Here is a 15860-nt window from a genome sequence, read left to right on the forward strand (position 1 = left end):
CGTCCGGCAGTTCTTCCGGCCATCGTCTTGCGCACTCCGGGATCCATGGTGCCGATACGGCATGACGGGTCCAGCATCGCTGTCATGACCCATACCTCGGCGCACACAGCCCATGACCACACGAACACCCCTTCCCCGCACGAGCCGGACGCCGACGACATGGCGGACTTCCTCGATCTGGAGGCGGACGTGCTCGCCGGGCACCTGGCCTCCGTCACCGCGTGGCTGCCCGTCACCACGGAACCCCGCCACGTGGTGGACCTGGGGTGCGGAACCGGGGCCGGCACCTTCGCCCTGCTCACGCGCTTCCCCCGGGCGACCGTGACCGCCGTCGACGCATCGGCCCCCCACCTGCGCCGCCTGCGGGCGAGGGCCGAGGCGGACCGGGTGGCAGACCGGGTGCGCACCGTGCGGGCCGATCTCGACGCGGACTGGCCCGGCCTCGGCCGGCCCGAGCTCGTGTGGGCGTCTGCGTCGCTGCACCACGTGGCCGACCCCGACCGCACCCTGAGCACCGTCCACGACCTGCTCGCGCCCGGAGGGCTGTTCGCCCTCGTCGAGGTCGACAGCTTCCCCCGTTTCCTGCCCGAGGACGCCCCCGGGGACCGGCCCGGCCTGGAGGAGCGCTGCCACGCCGCCGTCGCGCAACGCCGCGCCGAGCACATGCCGCACCTCGGCGCCGACTGGGGACCCCGGCTGGCCGCCGCCGGCTTCACCGTCGAGGGCGAACGCACCACGACCGTGCACGTGGAGAGTTCCGGCAACGAGGCGGTCGGCCCCTACGCGCTGAGCGTCCTCGGCCGTCTGCGCGACAGTGCCGCCGATGCCCTGGAGGCCGAGGACGTCGCCGCCCTCGACCGCCTGCTCGACACCGCCGGACCGGACAGCGTCCTGCGCCGCGGCGACCTCGCCGTCCGCACCACGCGCACCGTGTGGGCCGCGCGCCGCAGCTGACCGCCGTCACACGGCGGCGACGCGGAACGGCACCGGCCGTCGCCCGCTCTCGCGGCGTTCGGGGCGGCGCCCCGGCGCTCAGCCGCCCGCGCCGCCGCCACCGGCGGCGTCCCCGCGCAGCACGTACAGCACCGCCCCGTCCACCCGCTCCACCGGCTCGTAGCGCTCGCGCAGCAGCTCGCGGAGTTCCGGGACGCGGGCGGGGCCGTACGGCTTGCCCCGGGAGTCGTCCACGATCAACTCCGGCGGGGCGGACGCCAGTTCGCGCCGGAAGACCGGCCAGCTCCCCGGCACGGCGTGGCGCGGGCCCACCTGCCGGCCGTCCTCCCGGCCCCCGCTGTAGTTGGTGAGCAGTCCGGCCGTCAGGAAGCGGGTGGCGGGCGGGCGGCCGGCGAACCAGTACTGCTCGGGGTGCATCCCCCAGAACAGCACCCGGTCGGACGGGTCCGTGCGCCGCTCCACCCGCTCGGCCAGCCGCCGGGCATGGTTCAGTTCCCCGCTGGGCGCGAGCACCCCCCACCCGGCGAACGCCAGGCAGGACGCGGCCGAGACGAGGACGGCACCGCGCGTCCACGGCCGGGGCAGCCGCCGCAGCGCCGCCGTGCCGAGGAGCACCAGCGGCGGGATGAGCTGGAGGAAGTAGTGCCCGAAGAAGTGGAAACCGGTGGTCACGGCGAGCGCCGAGGAGGCCGTCCACACCCACAGGTCCCCGGTGAGGGCACCGGCGCGGAGGGCACGGCGGAACAGTACGGCCGCGAGCGGCACCAGCAGCCCGGCGCAGGCCGCGGCGAGCAGGCCCGCGTTGCCCGCCGCACGGCTCAGGACGTGGAGCACGGAGCCGTCCGGGGAGGCGTAGCCGGCCGAGCCCGTGACCGTCCAGAAGAGGAAGCCCCGCGGATCGGTGAGGAGCGCCGCCGCGGCGACCGGGACCACGGCGCCGCCGGCCAGCCGCAGCAGCGCCCGCCACCGCTTCCCGGGGAGGCCGTGCCGCCAGAGCAGCCACAGGACGGGCAGCAGCACCGCCGCCCCGGTCTGCTTGGTGAGGGCGGCCGCCGCCACCATCAGCCCGGCGGCGCCCCACCGGGCGCGGTCGGCGGACCACACCGCGGCGGCGGTCGCGGGCAGCATGAAGACGCCGAAGGAGGCCGCCTGGGTGTCCTCGGGGTTGAGGCCGATGGAGACCAGCGCGTACAGCACACCGGCGGTGCGCCCGGCCGGGTCGCCCCAGCGGCGGCGGGCGAGCGAGGCGAGCAGCACCGCCGTCAGCAGCTGGGCGAGGACGGCGAGGGCGCGCAGCGGCCACAGCGAGTCGTCGCCGAAGAGGGCGAAGGCGCCCTGGTAGAGCCAGGGCAGCAGCGGCGGCTTGCGGTCGACGACCGTCTCGTAGAGCGATCCGCCCGCGGCGAGCATCCGTGCCTGGACGGCGAGATAGCCCTCGTCCGGGTTCCACAGCGGGCGGAGGAAGGACGGCAGCCGCGCCACCAGGACGATCCCCGCGAGCAGCGGCAGCAGCCGCGCCCAGTACCGCCGCCGGCCCGGGTGCGCGGGCGGTCCGTCCGGCCCCTCCGGCCCGTCCGGCCTGCGGGGCGCGGGCAGCGGGAGGCCCCGCGGGGACGGGGCGTCGGCGCGTACGGAGGGGGACGACTCGGCGGGCATGCGCTCCAACGTAAGGCCCCGCGCCGGGCCGCGGGCGGCGAGCCCCGGTTCCCGCGAGCCCGCGCCGGGCCGGAGCCCTAGGCCGCGGGCCGGTCCGCGCCGCCGTGGAGGCGGCTGCGGCGGCGGCCGTAGAGGAAGTACAGCAGGACGCCCGCGGCCATCCAGACGACGAACCGCAGCCAGGTCTCGCCGGAGAGGTTGAGCATCAGCCAGCCCGAGGCCAGCACGGAGACGACCGGCAGCAGCGGCACCAGCGGGGTGCGGAAGGAGCGCGGCAGGTCGGGCCGGGTACGGCGGAGGATGATCACACCGAGGGCGGTGACGACGAAGGCGAAGAGGGTGCCGATGTTCACCAGCTCGGCGAGCTCCGAGATGCTGGTGAAACCGGCGATGACGGCCGCGGTCACGCCGAGCAGGACCGTGGAGCGGTAGGGCGTGCGGAAGCGCGGGTGGACCTGGGAGAAGGTCTTGGGCAGCAGCCCGTCCCGGCTCATCGCGAAGAAGACCCGGGTCTGGCCGAGCAGCATGATCATGCAGACGGTGGTGAGGCCGACGGCCGCGCCGAAGCTGATCAGCCCGGCCCAGAAGGGGTGGCCGGTCGCCTTGAAGGCGTCGGCGAGCGGGGCGTCCACGGACAGCTCGGTGTACTTCTGCATCCCCGTCACGACGATGGAGACGGCGATGTAGAGCACGGTGGTGACGGCGAGCGTGCCGAGGATGCCGCGGGGCAGGTCGCGCTGCGGGTTGCGGGTCTCCTCGGCGGCGGTGGCGACGATGTCGAAGCCGATGTACGCGAAGAAGACGATGGCGGCGCCGGTGAAGATCCCCATCAGGCCGAAGGTGGACGGGGTGTAGCCGAAGAGCAGCTGGACCAGCGGCGCCCCGATGTCGGCGCCCCCGCCCGAGCCGGTGTCCCGCGCGGGCGGCACGAAGGGGTCGTAGTTCTCCGCCCGGATGAAGAAGGCCCCGACGACGATCACGATCAGCACCACGGCGACCTTGACCGCCACGATGACGGAGGTGACGCGCGCGGACAGCTTCATCCCGGCGACGAGGACGGCCGTCAGCGTCAGCACCAGCAGGAAGGCCAGCAGGTCGAAGGCGAACCCGCTCTGCTCGCTGGTGCCGGCGAGGGCCTCCGGCAGCTGCCAGCCGGCGTTGTCCAGCAGGGAGCGGATGTAGCCGGACCAGCCGACGGCCACCACCGCGCAGCCGAGGGCGAGTTCGAGCATGAGGTCCCAGCCGATGATCCAGGCGGGCAGCTCGCCGAGCGAGGCGTAGGCGAAGGTGTACGCGGAACCGGCCACGGGCACGGTGGAGGCGAACTCCGCGTAGCAGATGGCCGCCAGGGCGCAGACGAGGCCGGAGACGGCGAAGGAGACGGCCACCGCCGGGCCGGCGGTCTCCTTGGCCACGGCGCCGGTGAGCACGAAGATGCCGGTGCCGATGACGACGCCCACGCCGAAGACCATGAGGTCGAAGGCGGAGAGCGACTTGCTGAGCCGGTGGTCCGGTTCCTCCGTGTCGCTGATGGACTGTTCGACCGTCTTGGTCCGGAGGACGCCGCCCGGCCCGCGGGTTCCCGTCTTTCCCTGGCTCACCGTCCACCTCCACGCGCTCGCTCGTCGGCGTCATGCTTCACGTGCCCCCGTCCGGGCGGGGCACTACACCGCCGGGCGGAGGGGAATTCACCTCATCGGACGAGCGCGGGGCGCGGGAACGGGGACGGAGCCGCCCGGGCACGGAGACGGGCCGGCCGACGCGCCGTGACGGTCGCGCCGGCCGGCCCGGGGCCGTACGGGGGTGGGGCGCGGGCGGGTCAGTCGCCGGCCACCTCGGCCGGCTCGGTGTCGTAGCGGCCGTCGAGCTTCGCCACCAGGCCGGTGACCTGGCGGGCGATGTCGGGCGCCGTCAGGCCGATCTCGGCCAGGACCTCCTTGCGGGAGGCGTGGTCGAGGAAGCGCTGCGGGATGCCGAAGTCGCGCAGCGGCACGTCCACTCCGGCGTCGCGGAGCGCCTGGGCGATCGCCGAGCCGACGCCGCCGGCGCGGCCGTTGTCCTCGACCGTGACCACGACCCGGTGCCGGTCGGCGAGCGCGGGCAGCTGCTCGTCCACGGGCTTGACCCAGCGGGGGTCGACGACGGTCGCGGAGATGCCCTGCTTGTCCAGGAGCCCGGCGATCTCCAGGCACATCGGGGCGAGCGCGCCGACGGAGACGAGGAGGACGTCCGCCTGCGAGCCGTCCCGCGTCTGCGTGTCCTCGGCCGGCTCGCGCAGGACGTCCATGCCGCCGATGCGGCGGACGGCCGCGACCGCCGGGCCGACCGCGCCCTTGGAGTAGCGCACGACGGTGGGGGCGTCGTCGACGGTGACGGCCTCGCGGAGCTGGGCGCGGAGCTGGTCGGCGTCGCGCGGGGCGGCGATCCGCAGGCCGGGCACGACCTGGAGGATGGACAGGTCCCACATGCCGTTGTGCGAGGCGCCGTCGGTGCCGGTGACGCCGGCCCGGTCGAGCACGAAGGTGACCCCGCACTTGTGCAGCGCCACGTCCATCAGCACCTGGTCGAAGGCGCGGTTGAGGAAGGTGGCGTAGACGGCGAAGACGGGGTGCAGGCCGCCGGTGGCCAGGCCGGCCGCCGAGACGGCGCCGTGCTGCTCGGCGATGCCCACGTCGTAGACCCGGTCGGGGAAGGTCTTGGCGAACTTCTCCAGGCCGACCGGCTGGAGCATGGCCGCGGTGATCGCGACGATGTCCTTCCGCTCCCGGCCGAGCTTCACCATCTCCTCGCCGAAGACGGAGGTCCAGTCGGCGCCGGCGGCGGAGACGGGCAGGCCGGTGTCGGGGTGGATGACGGGGACGGCGTGGAAGCGGTCGGCCTCGTCCTCCAGGGCGGGCGAGTAGCCGCGGCCCTTCTCGGTGAGGCAGTGGACGATGACGGGGCCGCCGAACCGCTTGGCGCGCACCAGGGCCGACTCCAGGGCCTCGATGTCGTGGCCGTCGATGGGGCCGACGTACTTGAGGCCGAGGTCCTCGAACATGCCCTGCGGGGCGATGAAGTCCTTGAGGCCCTTCTTGGCGCCGTGCAGCGTCTCGTACAGCGGGCGGCCGACGACCGGGGTGCGCTCCAGGAGGTCCTTGCCGCGGGCGAGGAAGCGCTCGTAGCCGTCGGTGACGCGGAGGGTGGCGAGGTGGTCGGCGAGGCCGCCGATGGTGGGGGCGTAGGAGCGCTCGTTGTCGTTGACGACGATGACCAGGGGGCGGTCCTTGGCGGCGGCGATGTTGTTCAGCGCCTCCCAGGCCATGCCGCCGGTCAGGGCGCCGTCGCCGATGACGGCGACCACGTGGTCCTCGCGGCCCAGCACCTGGTTGGCCTTGGCCAGGCCGTCGGCCCAGCCCAGCACCGTCGAGGCGTGGCTGTTCTCGATCACGTCGTGCTCGGACTCGGCCCGGGAGGGATATCCGGACAGACCGCCCTTGGCCCGGAGCTTCGAGAAATCCTGACGCCCCGTCAGGAGCTTGTGGACATAGGACTGGTGGCCGGTGTCGAAGAGCACCTTGTCCCGCGGGGACTCGAAGGCGCGGTGCAGGGCGATCGTCAGCTCGACGACGCCCAGGTTCGGTCCGAGGTGACCGCCCGTCCTGGAAACGGCCTCGACGAGGAAGGTCCGGATCTCGCCGGCCAGCCGGGCGAGCTGTTCCTGGTCCAGCCGGTCCAGATCGCGCGGTCCGGTGATGCGGGACAGCAGCTCCCGCTCTTCGCGCGGCACCATTGCCACTGTGTCTCCTCTTGGCCGTCTTGCTTTCGAGCACATTGCCGGTCCGCTGAGTCTAATGTTCCCTTTCGGACGGCGCGGACCCGGCCGCGGTGGAGGACGGCCCGCACGGACCACCGGAGCGGTCCGCGCGGACCGGGCCGCGCGGCGGGAGGCCCGTCCCCGCGGGCCCCGGGGGCCGTCCGCCGGCCCTCGTGCGCCCCGGCGCCCGGACGCACGGATGCCCGGTACCGGCCGCGAGGCCGGTACCGGGCACGTCCGCACGGGCAGCCGGTCAGGTGCGGCCCGCCGACTTCTGGGTGCGGCGCGAGACCGAGTCGATCACGACGGCGGCGAGGAGCACCGCACCGGTGATCATGTACTGGATCTCACTCGCCATGCCGAGCAGGTTGAGGCCCTGCTGGATGGACTGGATGACCAGCATGCCCAGCAGCGCGGACCAGATCTTGCCGCGTCCGCCGAAGAGGCTGGTGCCGCCGATGACCGCGGCCGCGATCACGCTCATCAGCACGTTGCCGGCGCCGAGGCTCTTGGTCGCGCCGCCGGACTGGCTGGCGATGAAGAGGCCGCCGAAGGCCGCCAGCAGACCGGCGATCATGAAGACCGTGATCCGGATCTTCTCCACGTTGATGCCCGCGCGGCGCGCCGCCTCGGCGTTGCCGCCGACCGCGAAGATCTGCCGGCCGTAGGTGGTGCGCCGCACGACGAAGTCGGCGAACACCAGCACGGCGAGGAAGAGCACCAGCGCCAGCGGCAGGCCGCGGGACTGGTTGAGCTGGTACGCGGCGGCGAACGCGACGGCCGCGAGCACGCCGGCCCGGAACAGCACCTCGCCGAAGGGGCGGTGCAGCAGCCCCGCGGCCCGCCGGCGGCGGCTGTCGAGCACCATCGCGAGGAAGTAGGCGGCGACGGCCGCGCCGGCCAGGCCGTAGGCGGCCGCGACGTCCGAGAAGTAGTAGTTGGTCAGGTTCTCGACGATGCTGCCGGAGGGCGTGTTGATGCTGCCCTCGGAGCCCATCAGCCAGATCTGCAGACCGCTCCAGCCAAGGAAGCCGGCCAGCGTGACCACAAAGGCCGGGACGCCGACCTTGGCGAAGAAGAAGCCGTGGAGGCCGCCGATGAGGGCGCCCGCGGCGACGGCGATCAGGACGGACGGCAGGTCGCCCATGCCGTTGGTGACGCTCAGCACCGCCCAGATGGCGGCGCCCACGCCGGCGACGGAGCCGACGGAGAGGTCGATCTCGCCGAGCAGCAGGACGAAGACGATGCCGACGGCCATGATGCCCTGGCCGGCGATGTAGACGCTGATGTTGCTGAGGCTGCCCGCGGAGAGGAAGCTCTCGTCCAGCGACTGGAAGATGATGCCGATGGCCACCAGGCCGAGGACGACCGGTATGGAGCCGAGCTCGCCGCCGCGTATCTTGCGCTTGAACTCGGTGAGGTAGCCCTTCAGGCCCTGCTCGCGGACGAGCAGCCGGGGGTCGACGGCGCCGGCCGGGGCGGGCGCCCCCTGGGCGGAACCTTTCTGCACGGTGTGGCTCATCGTCCTGCCTCCGTGGTGCGCGCCTGGCGACGGGTCACGGCGTTGTCCGTGGCACCCGTGATGGCGGCGATGATCTGTTCGTGGGAGGTCGTCCGGACCGGGAAGACCCCGTTGTTGCGGCCGAGGCGCAGCACCGCCACCTTGTCGGCGACGGCCTTCACGTCGGCCATGTTGTGGCTGATGAGGATGACGCCGAGGCCGCGTTCCCGCAGCCGCTCCACCAGGTCGAGCACCTGCGCGGTCTGCTCGACGCCGAGGGCCGCGGTCGGCTCGTCCAGGATGACGACCTCGGGGTCGCCGACCAGGGCGCGGGCGATGGCCACCACCTGGCGCTGGCCGCCGGAGAGGGAGGCGACGGGGATGCGCACACTGGGGATGCGGATGGAGAGGGTGTCCAGCAGCTGCTGGGCCCGCTTCTCCATCGCGACCTCGTTGATGACCCCGGCGCGGCGGAGCTCGCTGCCGAGGAAGAGGTTGGCGACGACGTCGAGGTTGTCGCAGAGCGCCAGGTCCTGGTAGACGGTGGCGATTCCCAGGTCCTGGGAGTCGTGGGGCTTGTCGATCCGGACCCTGCGGCCCTTCCACTCGATGACGCCCTCATCGATGGGGTGCACCCCGGCGATGGTCTTGACCAGGGTGGACTTGCCGGCGCCGTTGTCGCCGACCAGGGCGACGACCTCGCCCGGATGGATCTCCAGTTCGACGTCGGTGAGCGCCTGTACGGCGCCGAACCGCTTGGAGACCCCGCGCAACGCCAGCACGGGCGTAGCGGACACGTGAATCATCTCCTTAGCCGCCTTCACAGGCGGAGGGGGGTGCCGCGCCTTGTGGGCGCGAAGGTGGTGCGAGCAGCGACGGATGGTGCCGCCGTTGCCCGGCACCCGCCCCCGGCAGCGGGGTGAAGTGGGGGGCGGGTGCCGGGCAAGTCCGGCGGGCCGGTGGCGCCTCAGGCGCCTGCCCGGATCAGAGGAGTCCGGCGTCCTTGCAGGCCGCTTCGAACTCCGTGGTGCAGATCTGGTCCACGGTGTAGACCTTGTCCTTGATCAGGGTGTCCTTGATGTTGTCCTTGGTCACGACCGTGGCGTCGAAGAGCTGGCTCGGGATGCCCTTCTTGCTCTTGCTGTCGACCTTGTGCTCGGTGAACTCGTCGATGCTTTCGCCGTTCAGCAGGGCGACGGCTATCTCGGCGGTCCGCTCGGCCTCGGGCTTGATGCCCTTGTAGATCGTGAAGGTCTGGCTGCCGGCCACGATGCGCTGCAGGCCCGCGAGCTCGGAGTCCTGGCCGCCCACCGGGACGTCCTTGATGCCGCGCGACTTCAGGGCGGTGATGATGCCGCCCGCCATGCCGTCGTTGGCGGAGTAGACGGCGTCGAAGCCGTCCTTGCCGAGCGTGGTGATCGCGGCGGCCATCTTCTTGTTGGCCTCGTCCGGCGACCAGTCCGGGATGTCCTGCTCGTAGACGATCTTCTTGACCTTGCCGTCCAGGACGGTGTGGGCGCCCTTCTTGAACAGCGCGGCGTTGGGGTCGGTCGGCGAGCCGTTGATCATCACGAGCTCGCTGTCCCCGGCCTTGTCGCCGAGGGCCTGGAGCACGGCCTCGCCCTGCAGCTCGCCGATCTTCTCGTTGTCGTAGCTGATGTAGGCGGAGACATCACCCTCGGCGAGACGGTCGTAGGCGACGACCTTGACGCCCTTCTTGGCGGCCGCGTCGACCCAGGACTTGGTCGCGGTGGCGTCCACCGCGTCCAGGATGATCACCTTGACGCCCTTGGTGATCAGCGCGTCGAACTGCTTCTTCTGCAGCTCGGTCTCCTGGTTGGCGTTGTTGTAGGAGATCTCGCAGTCGGAGCAGAGCGCCTTGATCTTCTTTTCCATCAGCGGCCGGTCGAAGGTCTCGTACCGGGTCGTCTTGTTCTCCGGCAGAAGAATGCCGATGGACTTGTTGTCGCTGTCTGCCGCGTCACTGCCGGCCTCTCCGCAAGCCGCTACGGACAGGGCCATCGAGATCGCTGCGGTGCCGATGACGACACGGCGCATCGTGCTGTTCATGTGCTGAAACCTCCCTGACGAGGCCGCGTCCCTGCGGCCGAGGTGTGGGGAAGTCAACTCGGCCGGGTCGTAACCGTCAAGAAGTAAAGACTTAACGAGATGACAACGGTGCCAACCGTTATCTAGTGAAGGCGGGGGTCGCCGTGGCGACCGATCCGTCCAGAAGTGTCGAATCGCCCATTTCATTGAGTACGAGCGCGAGGGCCCCCAGTACCTCGGCCCGCCCCCCGAGCGCGCCCGGGAGGACGGACAGCCGCCGGGCCGCGCTCGGGATCGCGTAGCGCGCCACGGACTCCCGGATCGGCAGCAGCACCAGCTCCCCGGCCTCCGCCAGGTCCCCGCCCAGCACGACACGGCTGGGGTTGAGGAGATTGCAGAGGTTGGCCACACCGGTGCCGATGTACCGGCCGACGTCGGCGATCACCCGGCGGCAGCCCGGATCGCCCTCGCGGGCGAGCTGCACCATCCGCTCGATCGTCAGATCGGGGCCGTGGCTGGTGCGCAGGAGATCCAGGACGTGCCGGGCCGCGGTGAAGGTCTCCAGACAGCCCCGGTTGCCGCAGCGGCAGACCGGACCGGACTCGTCGATGGTGATGTGCCCTATCTCGCCCGCCGTGCCGCCCGGGCCGCGGTAGATGTGACCGTTGATCACCAGGCCCGCGCCCACGCCGCCGGCGACCTTGATGTACGCCAGGTCCTTCACCCCGCGGCCGGTGCCCCAGACCAGCTCGCCGAGGGCGCCGAGGTTGGCGTCGTTGTCGACGGAGACCGGCACGCCCAGCCGGGCGGCCAGCTCCTCCTTGGGATTGGTGCCGGCCCAGCCCGGCAGGATCGCCGTGGACCCCAGGGCGCCGCTGTCGACGTCGATCGGCCCGGGCACGCCGAGCCCGACCCCGATGACCTTGCCCACGCCGAGGCCGGTGGAGTCGATGAGCCGCTTCACCAGGGCCTCGGCCCGGTCGAAGCCCTGGGTCGCGGAGGCGTCCACGTCCAGCGGCTCGGCCTCCTCGGCCAGCACCTGGTGGGCGAGGTTGCCGACGGCCACCCGCAGATGGGTGTGGCCGAAGTCCACCCCCACCACGATCCCCGCGTCCCCGCTGAGCGAGACGCTGCGCGCCCGCCGGCCGCCCGCGGACGTGGGCGTGACCTGCACGATCCCGCTGTCTCTGAGCTCCCGGACGATATTGGAGACCGTAGCCGCGGACAGGCCCGTGGCACGGGCGATCTCCGCCTGGGTGAGGGAGCCGGCCAGGCGCACCGCGCGCACGACCCGCTCCAGATTGGCCCGGTGCAGCGACGACTGCGATCCCGGAGTCTCCACGATCATCCACTCCCGCCTGGAACGGCGGCTCGACCGCCGCCCGGCCCGCTCCCCACCAGGGTGATCCGGCCGTTCCTCCAACTTGTGAACTCTAAGCTGAGCCCGTGGAGCAGATCTCGTCAAGAGCTGGACCCGCGGCGGGAGCCGATGCGCCCCCGCCCGTACCGCGTGCGACCTGCCCGGGCGCCGGTGCGCCCCCGGGCCCCGGAGCCGTGGCCGCGGCGGTAGCGGCCATGCACCATCCGAACACAAGTTGCGCAGATCCCAACAAAGCACCTCTTGCCGGACTTCCGGGCCGGCACGGCCCGGAGCCGCCCAGCGGCGGGATATCTCACACCGGGCCGGGCGGCCCGGGCGGGCACGGCTCCGGGGTACGGGGCACGGGGCACGGGCCTACTTCAGCGCCCCGGCCGTCAGCCCCGCGACCACCTGCCGCTGGAAGACGATGTACGCCGCGAGGACCGGCAGCATCGCCATCACCAGGCCGGCGAAGAGCCCGGACCAGTCGCCCTTGTAGCCCTGGCTGACCGCGAGCTGCACCAGGCCCTGGGAGAGCACCTTCCGCTCCGGGTCGGTGTTGAGCACGGTCGGCAGCATGTACTGGTTCCACTGGCCGAGGAAGTTGAAGATCCCCACGCTGATGAGCCCGGGCCGGGCCATCGGCAGCATCACCTGGAAGAAGGTCCGGGCGTGCGAGGCCCCGTCGATGAGCGCGGCCTCCGCCACCGTCGTCGGCAGCGTCCGGAAGAAGGCCGTGAGGAAGAAGACGGTGAACGGCAGCGAGTAGGCGATGTACGTCAGGATCAGCCCGTGCAGGGTGTTGAGCAGGGCGAGGTTGTTGAGCACGTAGAACAGCGGCACCAGGGCGAGGATGACCGGGAAGCTCATCCCGCCGATGAAGAGGAAGTAGAGGAACCGGTTTCCGGGGAACTCGAACCGGGCCAGCACATAGGCGGCCATGGAGCCCAGCAGCATGGTGCCGGTCAGCGAGCCCCCCACCACCAGGACGGTGTTGAGGAAGTAGTCGCTCATGTGCGCCTGGCCCCAGGCGCGGGCCCAGTTCTCGAACTGCGGTGAGGCGGGCAGGCTCCACGGCGCGGTGAAGATCTCCCGGTCGGTCTTGAAGGAGGTCATCACCGCCCACAGCAGCGGCATGACGACCATGAAGGCCCACAGCACGAGCATGCCGTGGGAGAAGGCGTTGAGCGTCCTCCCCTCGCCGCTCCTCCGGGGTCGCCGGCGCCCGCCGGGCCCGGTTTTGCGTACCGGCGGCTCCTCGGGGACGCCGTGCCGGGGGACGGCGTCGGGGGCCGGCGGGGGCGGGGTGTCGGTGGTCTCCATCGGTATCAGTACTCCAGCCGCTCGCGCCGGCCCAGCCGCATCACCACGGCCGCGAAGGCCAGGGTGACGACGAGCAGGGCGACGCCGATCGTCGTCGCGTAGGCCGCCTGTCCGTCGCGGAACGCCTTCACGTACACGTACAGCGGCAGCACGGTCGTGGAGTAGTCGGGGCCGCCGCCGTTGGCGCCCACGGTCATGATCTGGACGACCGCGAAGGCCTCCGCGCCGAGCGCCAGGATGCCCATGTAGATCCAGCCGGACTGCACCGTGTCCCACAGCAGCGGCAGCGTGATCCGGAAGAAGGTGGTGACGCGGCTCGCGCCGTCCAGCAGGGCCGCCTCGTAGAAGTCGAGGGGGATGGAGGACATGCCGGCCGAGAACAGCACCACGAAGAAGCCGACCGTGCACCAGACGAGCACCGCCATCACCGACCACAGGGCGTAGTCGGGGTCGCCGAGCCAGTCCGGCTGGACGGAGTCCAGGCCGACGGCCCGCAGCCCGGCGTTGATCGCCCCGTTGCCCGGGTTGTACGCGAACTGGAAGAGCAGGGCGACGATGGCGATCGAGAGGACCTGCGGGAAGAAGTAGACGATCTTGTAGAAGGCGGAGCCGCGCACGCCCGTGACGGCGGCGCCCCGGCGGCGCCGCCCGCCGACGTTGAGCATGAAGGCGAAGAAGAGCGCGAGGGCGATCGTCACCAGCGGCACCAGCACCACGAGGAGCACGCTGTGCTGGAACGACTTCCAGAAGACCTCGTCGTCCAGCAGCCGTTCGTAGTTGCGCAGCCCCGTGAAGGCGAAGTCGGGGCTCAGGCCCGTCCAGTCGGTGAAGGAGTAGTAGACCGCCTGGAGGAAGGGCCAGATCACGAAGACGGTGTAGAGCGCGAGCGGGCCGGCCAGGAACCCGGCGATGAAGCGGTACTTACCGTGGTGCATGGTGACCGACCCCGTTCCCCGGCCGCGCCGCCCGCGCCGGCCGCTGGTGACGTGCCCTCACTGGTGCTGGTAGTGCTTGACGGAGTCGTCGTTCGCCGCCTCGTCGGTGTAGGCCTGGATCTTCTTGACGGCCTCGGCCGGGGTGATCCGGCCGGCCATCATCTCGCCGAGCCCGCCGCCGACCTTCTCCTTCCACAGGGCGACGTACCAGTCCTTGATCCGCGGGTTGACGATGTTGTCCCCGGCCTTGTCCAGGGCGTCCACCGCGGAGGTGAGCCCCGGTGGCAGGGACAGCCCCTCGGTGCCGCCGTCGTAGGAGGTCAGCGAGGAGACCTGGCGGGTGAAGTTCTTCGACGACTGCTCCCCGAGCATGGTGCGCAGCAGCTCCATGCCGCCGTCGGGGTTCTTCGCCTTGGCCGGGACGATGAACGGCTCGCCGCCGGCCGCCCAGAGGGTGCCGGCGGGCATCTTGTCCGAGCCGTCCAGCCCGGAGGGTGCCGCGACGCGGAGTTCGAAGTCGTCGGGGGTGGTGGCCTTGGACTCGTTCTCGACCCAGGAGCCGTTGGGGATGAAGAGCGCCTTCCCCTCCGTCCAGGCGGTCTGCGACTCGATGTGGCTCAGGCCGGGGGTGCCGTTGAGGACGTAGCCCTTCCGCTGGAGTTCGTAGTACGCCTCCAGGGCCGACCTGACCGCGGGGTCGCGCCAGGCGTCGGGCTCCAGGTTGTCGATGGCGTCGAGGACCTGCCGGCCGCCGATCTTCGCCATGAAGGGGAAGAGGCTGAAGCTGAGGTAGTACGGGTTCTTGCCGGCGTAGGTCCAGCCGGCGATGCCCTTCTTCTTCGCCTTGGCGCAGAGGGCGAGCATGTCGTCCCAGGTCTGCGGGTATTCGGCGTCGAGCCTGTCGAGGGCCGTCTTCGAGTACCAGACGCCGTGCACGTTGTAGGCGTAGTAGAGGACGTGGACGGGGTCGCCGTCGAACTGCCCCATCTCGGCGACGCCCGGGCGGAGGGTGTCGCGCACCTTCTTGTCCGGGTCGTCGTAGGACGGCGCGTCCAGCAGCGGGGTGAGGTCGGTCAGCTGGTCCTTGCCGACCAGGACGCCCAGGTCCATCTGCTCGGCACCGGAGTTGTCGATGAGGTCGGGCGGGGTGCCGCCGTTGAAGCGGGGCTGGAGCACCGACTGGATCTTCTGCGTCGCGGCGTGCTTCACCTCGGCGCCCGGGAACTTCTTCCGGTAGACGGCCTGGGCGTCCTTGGCGTACTGGTCGCCGAATCCGCCGTCGAAGATGACGACGTCCAGGGGGGCGCTCCCGTTGACCCCGAGCGGGTTGGCGGCGCTCTTCTCGCCCTTCTCGACCTTGTCCCCGCCGGTGGCGCTGGAGGCGCAGGCCGCGAGGGTGCTCATGGCCGGTACGGCGACGAGGCCGAGGGCCGCCGCCCTCTTGATGACGTCGCGTCGGCTGTGGTCGGAGGTGGATCGCATACTGGTGTCCTCGCCCTCTCCCGGACTCGGGCGGTGTGTGCCGGCCTCCGGGTGCTACGCGCCTCGGCGAAGGGCACCGCCACCGCGGTCATGTGCAGCTGAGTCGTGCTGGGTGTGCGCCGGGATCGGTCGGAGTACCCCGGTGGTGCGCGGCGAAGCCGTCTCCCGCCGTTTCCCGTCCCCCGCTTCCACGGGTGTCACAGGCCCTGGGACGCCGACAGGTATAGTCCACTCCGCGCCGGGTGGGCAAGATCGAATACAGCATTCGGCAGGAGTCTTTCCCGAGTTGAGACCTGGGCGGCACACATCCGCCGCCGTTTCCGTCGCGGACGGGCGGTCCGCCTGCCCCCGGCGGGAGTTGGGGCCGGAGCGGTGGTCCGCCGGGGACCATCCAAACCCGGCACCGGCCCCCGCGTCCGGTCACGACGGCGCCACCGGTCCGATTTTCAGCCGATTGGGCGCAGCGGGGGACGGCGGTGCGCGGACGGCACCGCCGGTACGGGCCCCCGCCCGGGGTGCGGACGGCGGGCCCGTACGGCGGGCGCATCCGGGGCGGGGTCAGCCCGCGGGAGTGAACTCCAGGGGCAGCGAGCGCGGGCCGCGGGTGAAGACGCCCTGCTCGGCCGGGGTGAAGCCGTCCCGGCAGGCGGGCGTCCGGCAGCGCGTCCGGCAGCGGACTCAGGCCGGTCTCCACCCCGCTCAGCGGCAGTTGAGGCGCACCCGGAAACGGCGGACGGGCCGCGCCCCCGGGTGGGGAGCGCGGCCCGTCGTCGCCGTCCGGGCGGTCCGTGGACCGGCGCCGGC

At 71.9% G+C, this 15860-nt stretch carries 11 protein-coding genes and 1 pseudogene; 1 reads left to right on the plus strand and 11 read right to left on the minus strand.

Annotated features, from left to right (window positions below; genetic code table 11):
* Positions 1–84 precede the first annotated feature (84 nt).
* On the plus strand, positions 85–954 hold the full coding sequence (locus tag SXIN_RS06335) for a class I SAM-dependent methyltransferase (RefSeq protein ID WP_019711056.1): 870 nt from the start codon (positions 85–87) through the stop codon (positions 952–954).
* A gap of 78 nt (positions 955–1032) precedes the next feature.
* On the opposite strand, the gene SXIN_RS06340 is transcribed toward SXIN_RS06335, so the two are convergent.
* From SXIN_RS06340 to SXIN_RS32005, 11 genes and pseudogenes are all read right to left on the minus strand, one after another.
* Positions 1033–2610 (minus strand): glycosyltransferase family 39 protein, encoded by a 1578-nt coding sequence (locus SXIN_RS06340; RefSeq protein ID WP_095756720.1) that lies wholly within the window; start codon positions 2608–2610, stop codon positions 1033–1035.
* Between the two features lie 77 nt (positions 2611–2687).
* Positions 2688–4211 carry an amino acid permease gene (locus SXIN_RS06345; RefSeq protein WP_019711057.1) on the minus strand — a complete coding sequence of 508 codons (1524 nt, stop codon included), beginning with the start codon at positions 4209–4211 and terminating at the stop codon, positions 2688–2690.
* Between the two features lie 218 nt (positions 4212–4429).
* Positions 4430–6382, minus strand: a complete 1953-nt coding sequence (gene dxs / locus SXIN_RS06350; RefSeq protein ID WP_019711058.1) for a 1-deoxy-D-xylulose-5-phosphate synthase — start codon at positions 6380–6382, stop codon at positions 4430–4432.
* Between the two features lie 277 nt (positions 6383–6659).
* Positions 6660–7928 (minus strand): sugar ABC transporter permease, encoded by a 1269-nt coding sequence (locus SXIN_RS06355; RefSeq protein WP_019711059.1) that lies wholly within the window; start codon positions 7926–7928, stop codon positions 6660–6662.
* Positions 7925–8713 (minus strand): ATP-binding cassette domain-containing protein, encoded by a 789-nt coding sequence (locus tag SXIN_RS06360; RefSeq protein ID WP_095756721.1) that lies wholly within the window; start codon positions 8711–8713, stop codon positions 7925–7927. Before SXIN_RS06360 ends, SXIN_RS06355 begins: the two co-directional genes overlap by 4 nt.
* Before the next feature lie 178 nt (positions 8714–8891).
* Positions 8892–9977, minus strand: a complete 1086-nt coding sequence (locus SXIN_RS06365) for a sugar ABC transporter substrate-binding protein (RefSeq protein ID WP_192883555.1) — start codon at positions 9975–9977, stop codon at positions 8892–8894.
* Positions 9978–10095: 118 nt separating this feature from the next.
* Positions 10096–11298, minus strand: a complete 1203-nt coding sequence (locus tag SXIN_RS06370; protein ID WP_095757951.1) for an ROK family transcriptional regulator — start codon at positions 11296–11298, stop codon at positions 10096–10098.
* A 393-nt stretch (positions 11299–11691) separates the two neighbouring features.
* Complete coding sequence (locus tag SXIN_RS06375) at positions 11692–12639, minus strand: carbohydrate ABC transporter permease (protein ID WP_019711063.1); 948 nt, start codon at positions 12637–12639, stop codon at positions 11692–11694.
* A gap of 5 nt (positions 12640–12644) precedes the next feature.
* Positions 12645–13574 (minus strand): carbohydrate ABC transporter permease, encoded by a 930-nt coding sequence (locus SXIN_RS06380; protein ID WP_019711064.1) that lies wholly within the window; start codon positions 13572–13574, stop codon positions 12645–12647.
* 57 nt (positions 13575–13631) lie between these two features.
* Positions 13632–15056: an N-acetylglucosamine/diacetylchitobiose ABC transporter substrate-binding protein gene (gene ngcE / locus SXIN_RS06385; protein ID WP_019711065.1), complete on the minus strand. Its 1425-nt coding sequence runs from the start codon at positions 15054–15056 to the stop codon at positions 13632–13634.
* A gap of 558 nt (positions 15057–15614) precedes the next feature.
* A pseudogene (locus tag SXIN_RS32005) lies at positions 15615–15750 on the minus strand (cytochrome P450); the annotation flags it as partial.
* Between the last annotated feature and the right edge of the window lie 110 nt (positions 15751–15860).

Origin of the sequence: Streptomyces xinghaiensis S187, assembly GCF_000220705.2 — a bacterium.
GTDB lineage: Bacteria > Actinomycetota > Actinomycetes > Streptomycetales > Streptomycetaceae > Streptomyces > Streptomyces xinghaiensis.

Excerpts from the sequence above, each read along its gene's own strand:
- SXIN_RS06335 (WP_019711056.1), top strand. The coding sequence starts at position 85 with ATGACCCATACCTCGGCGCACACAGCCCATGACCACACGAACACCCCT.
- SXIN_RS06340 (WP_095756720.1), bottom strand. The coding sequence starts at position 2,610 with ATGCCCGCCGAGTCGTCCCCCTCCGTACGCGCCGACGCCCCGTCCCCG.
- dxs (WP_019711058.1), bottom strand. The coding sequence starts at position 6,382 with ATGGTGCCGCGCGAAGAGCGGGAGCTGCTGTCCCGCATCACCGGACCG.
- SXIN_RS06355 (WP_019711059.1), bottom strand. The coding sequence starts at position 7,928 with ATGAGCCACACCGTGCAGAAAGGTTCCGCCCAGGGGGCGCCCGCCCCG.
- SXIN_RS06360 (WP_095756721.1), bottom strand. The coding sequence starts at position 8,713 with ATGATTCACGTGTCCGCTACGCCCGTGCTGGCGTTGCGCGGGGTCTCC.
- SXIN_RS06365 (WP_192883555.1), bottom strand. The coding sequence starts at position 9,977 with ATGAACAGCACGATGCGCCGTGTCGTCATCGGCACCGCAGCGATCTCG.
- SXIN_RS06375 (WP_019711063.1), bottom strand. The coding sequence starts at position 12,639 with ATGGAGACCACCGACACCCCGCCCCCGCCGGCCCCCGACGCCGTCCCC.
- SXIN_RS06380 (WP_019711064.1), bottom strand. The coding sequence starts at position 13,574 with ATGCACCACGGTAAGTACCGCTTCATCGCCGGGTTCCTGGCCGGCCCG.
- ngcE (WP_019711065.1), bottom strand. The coding sequence starts at position 15,056 with ATGCGATCCACCTCCGACCACAGCCGACGCGACGTCATCAAGAGGGCG.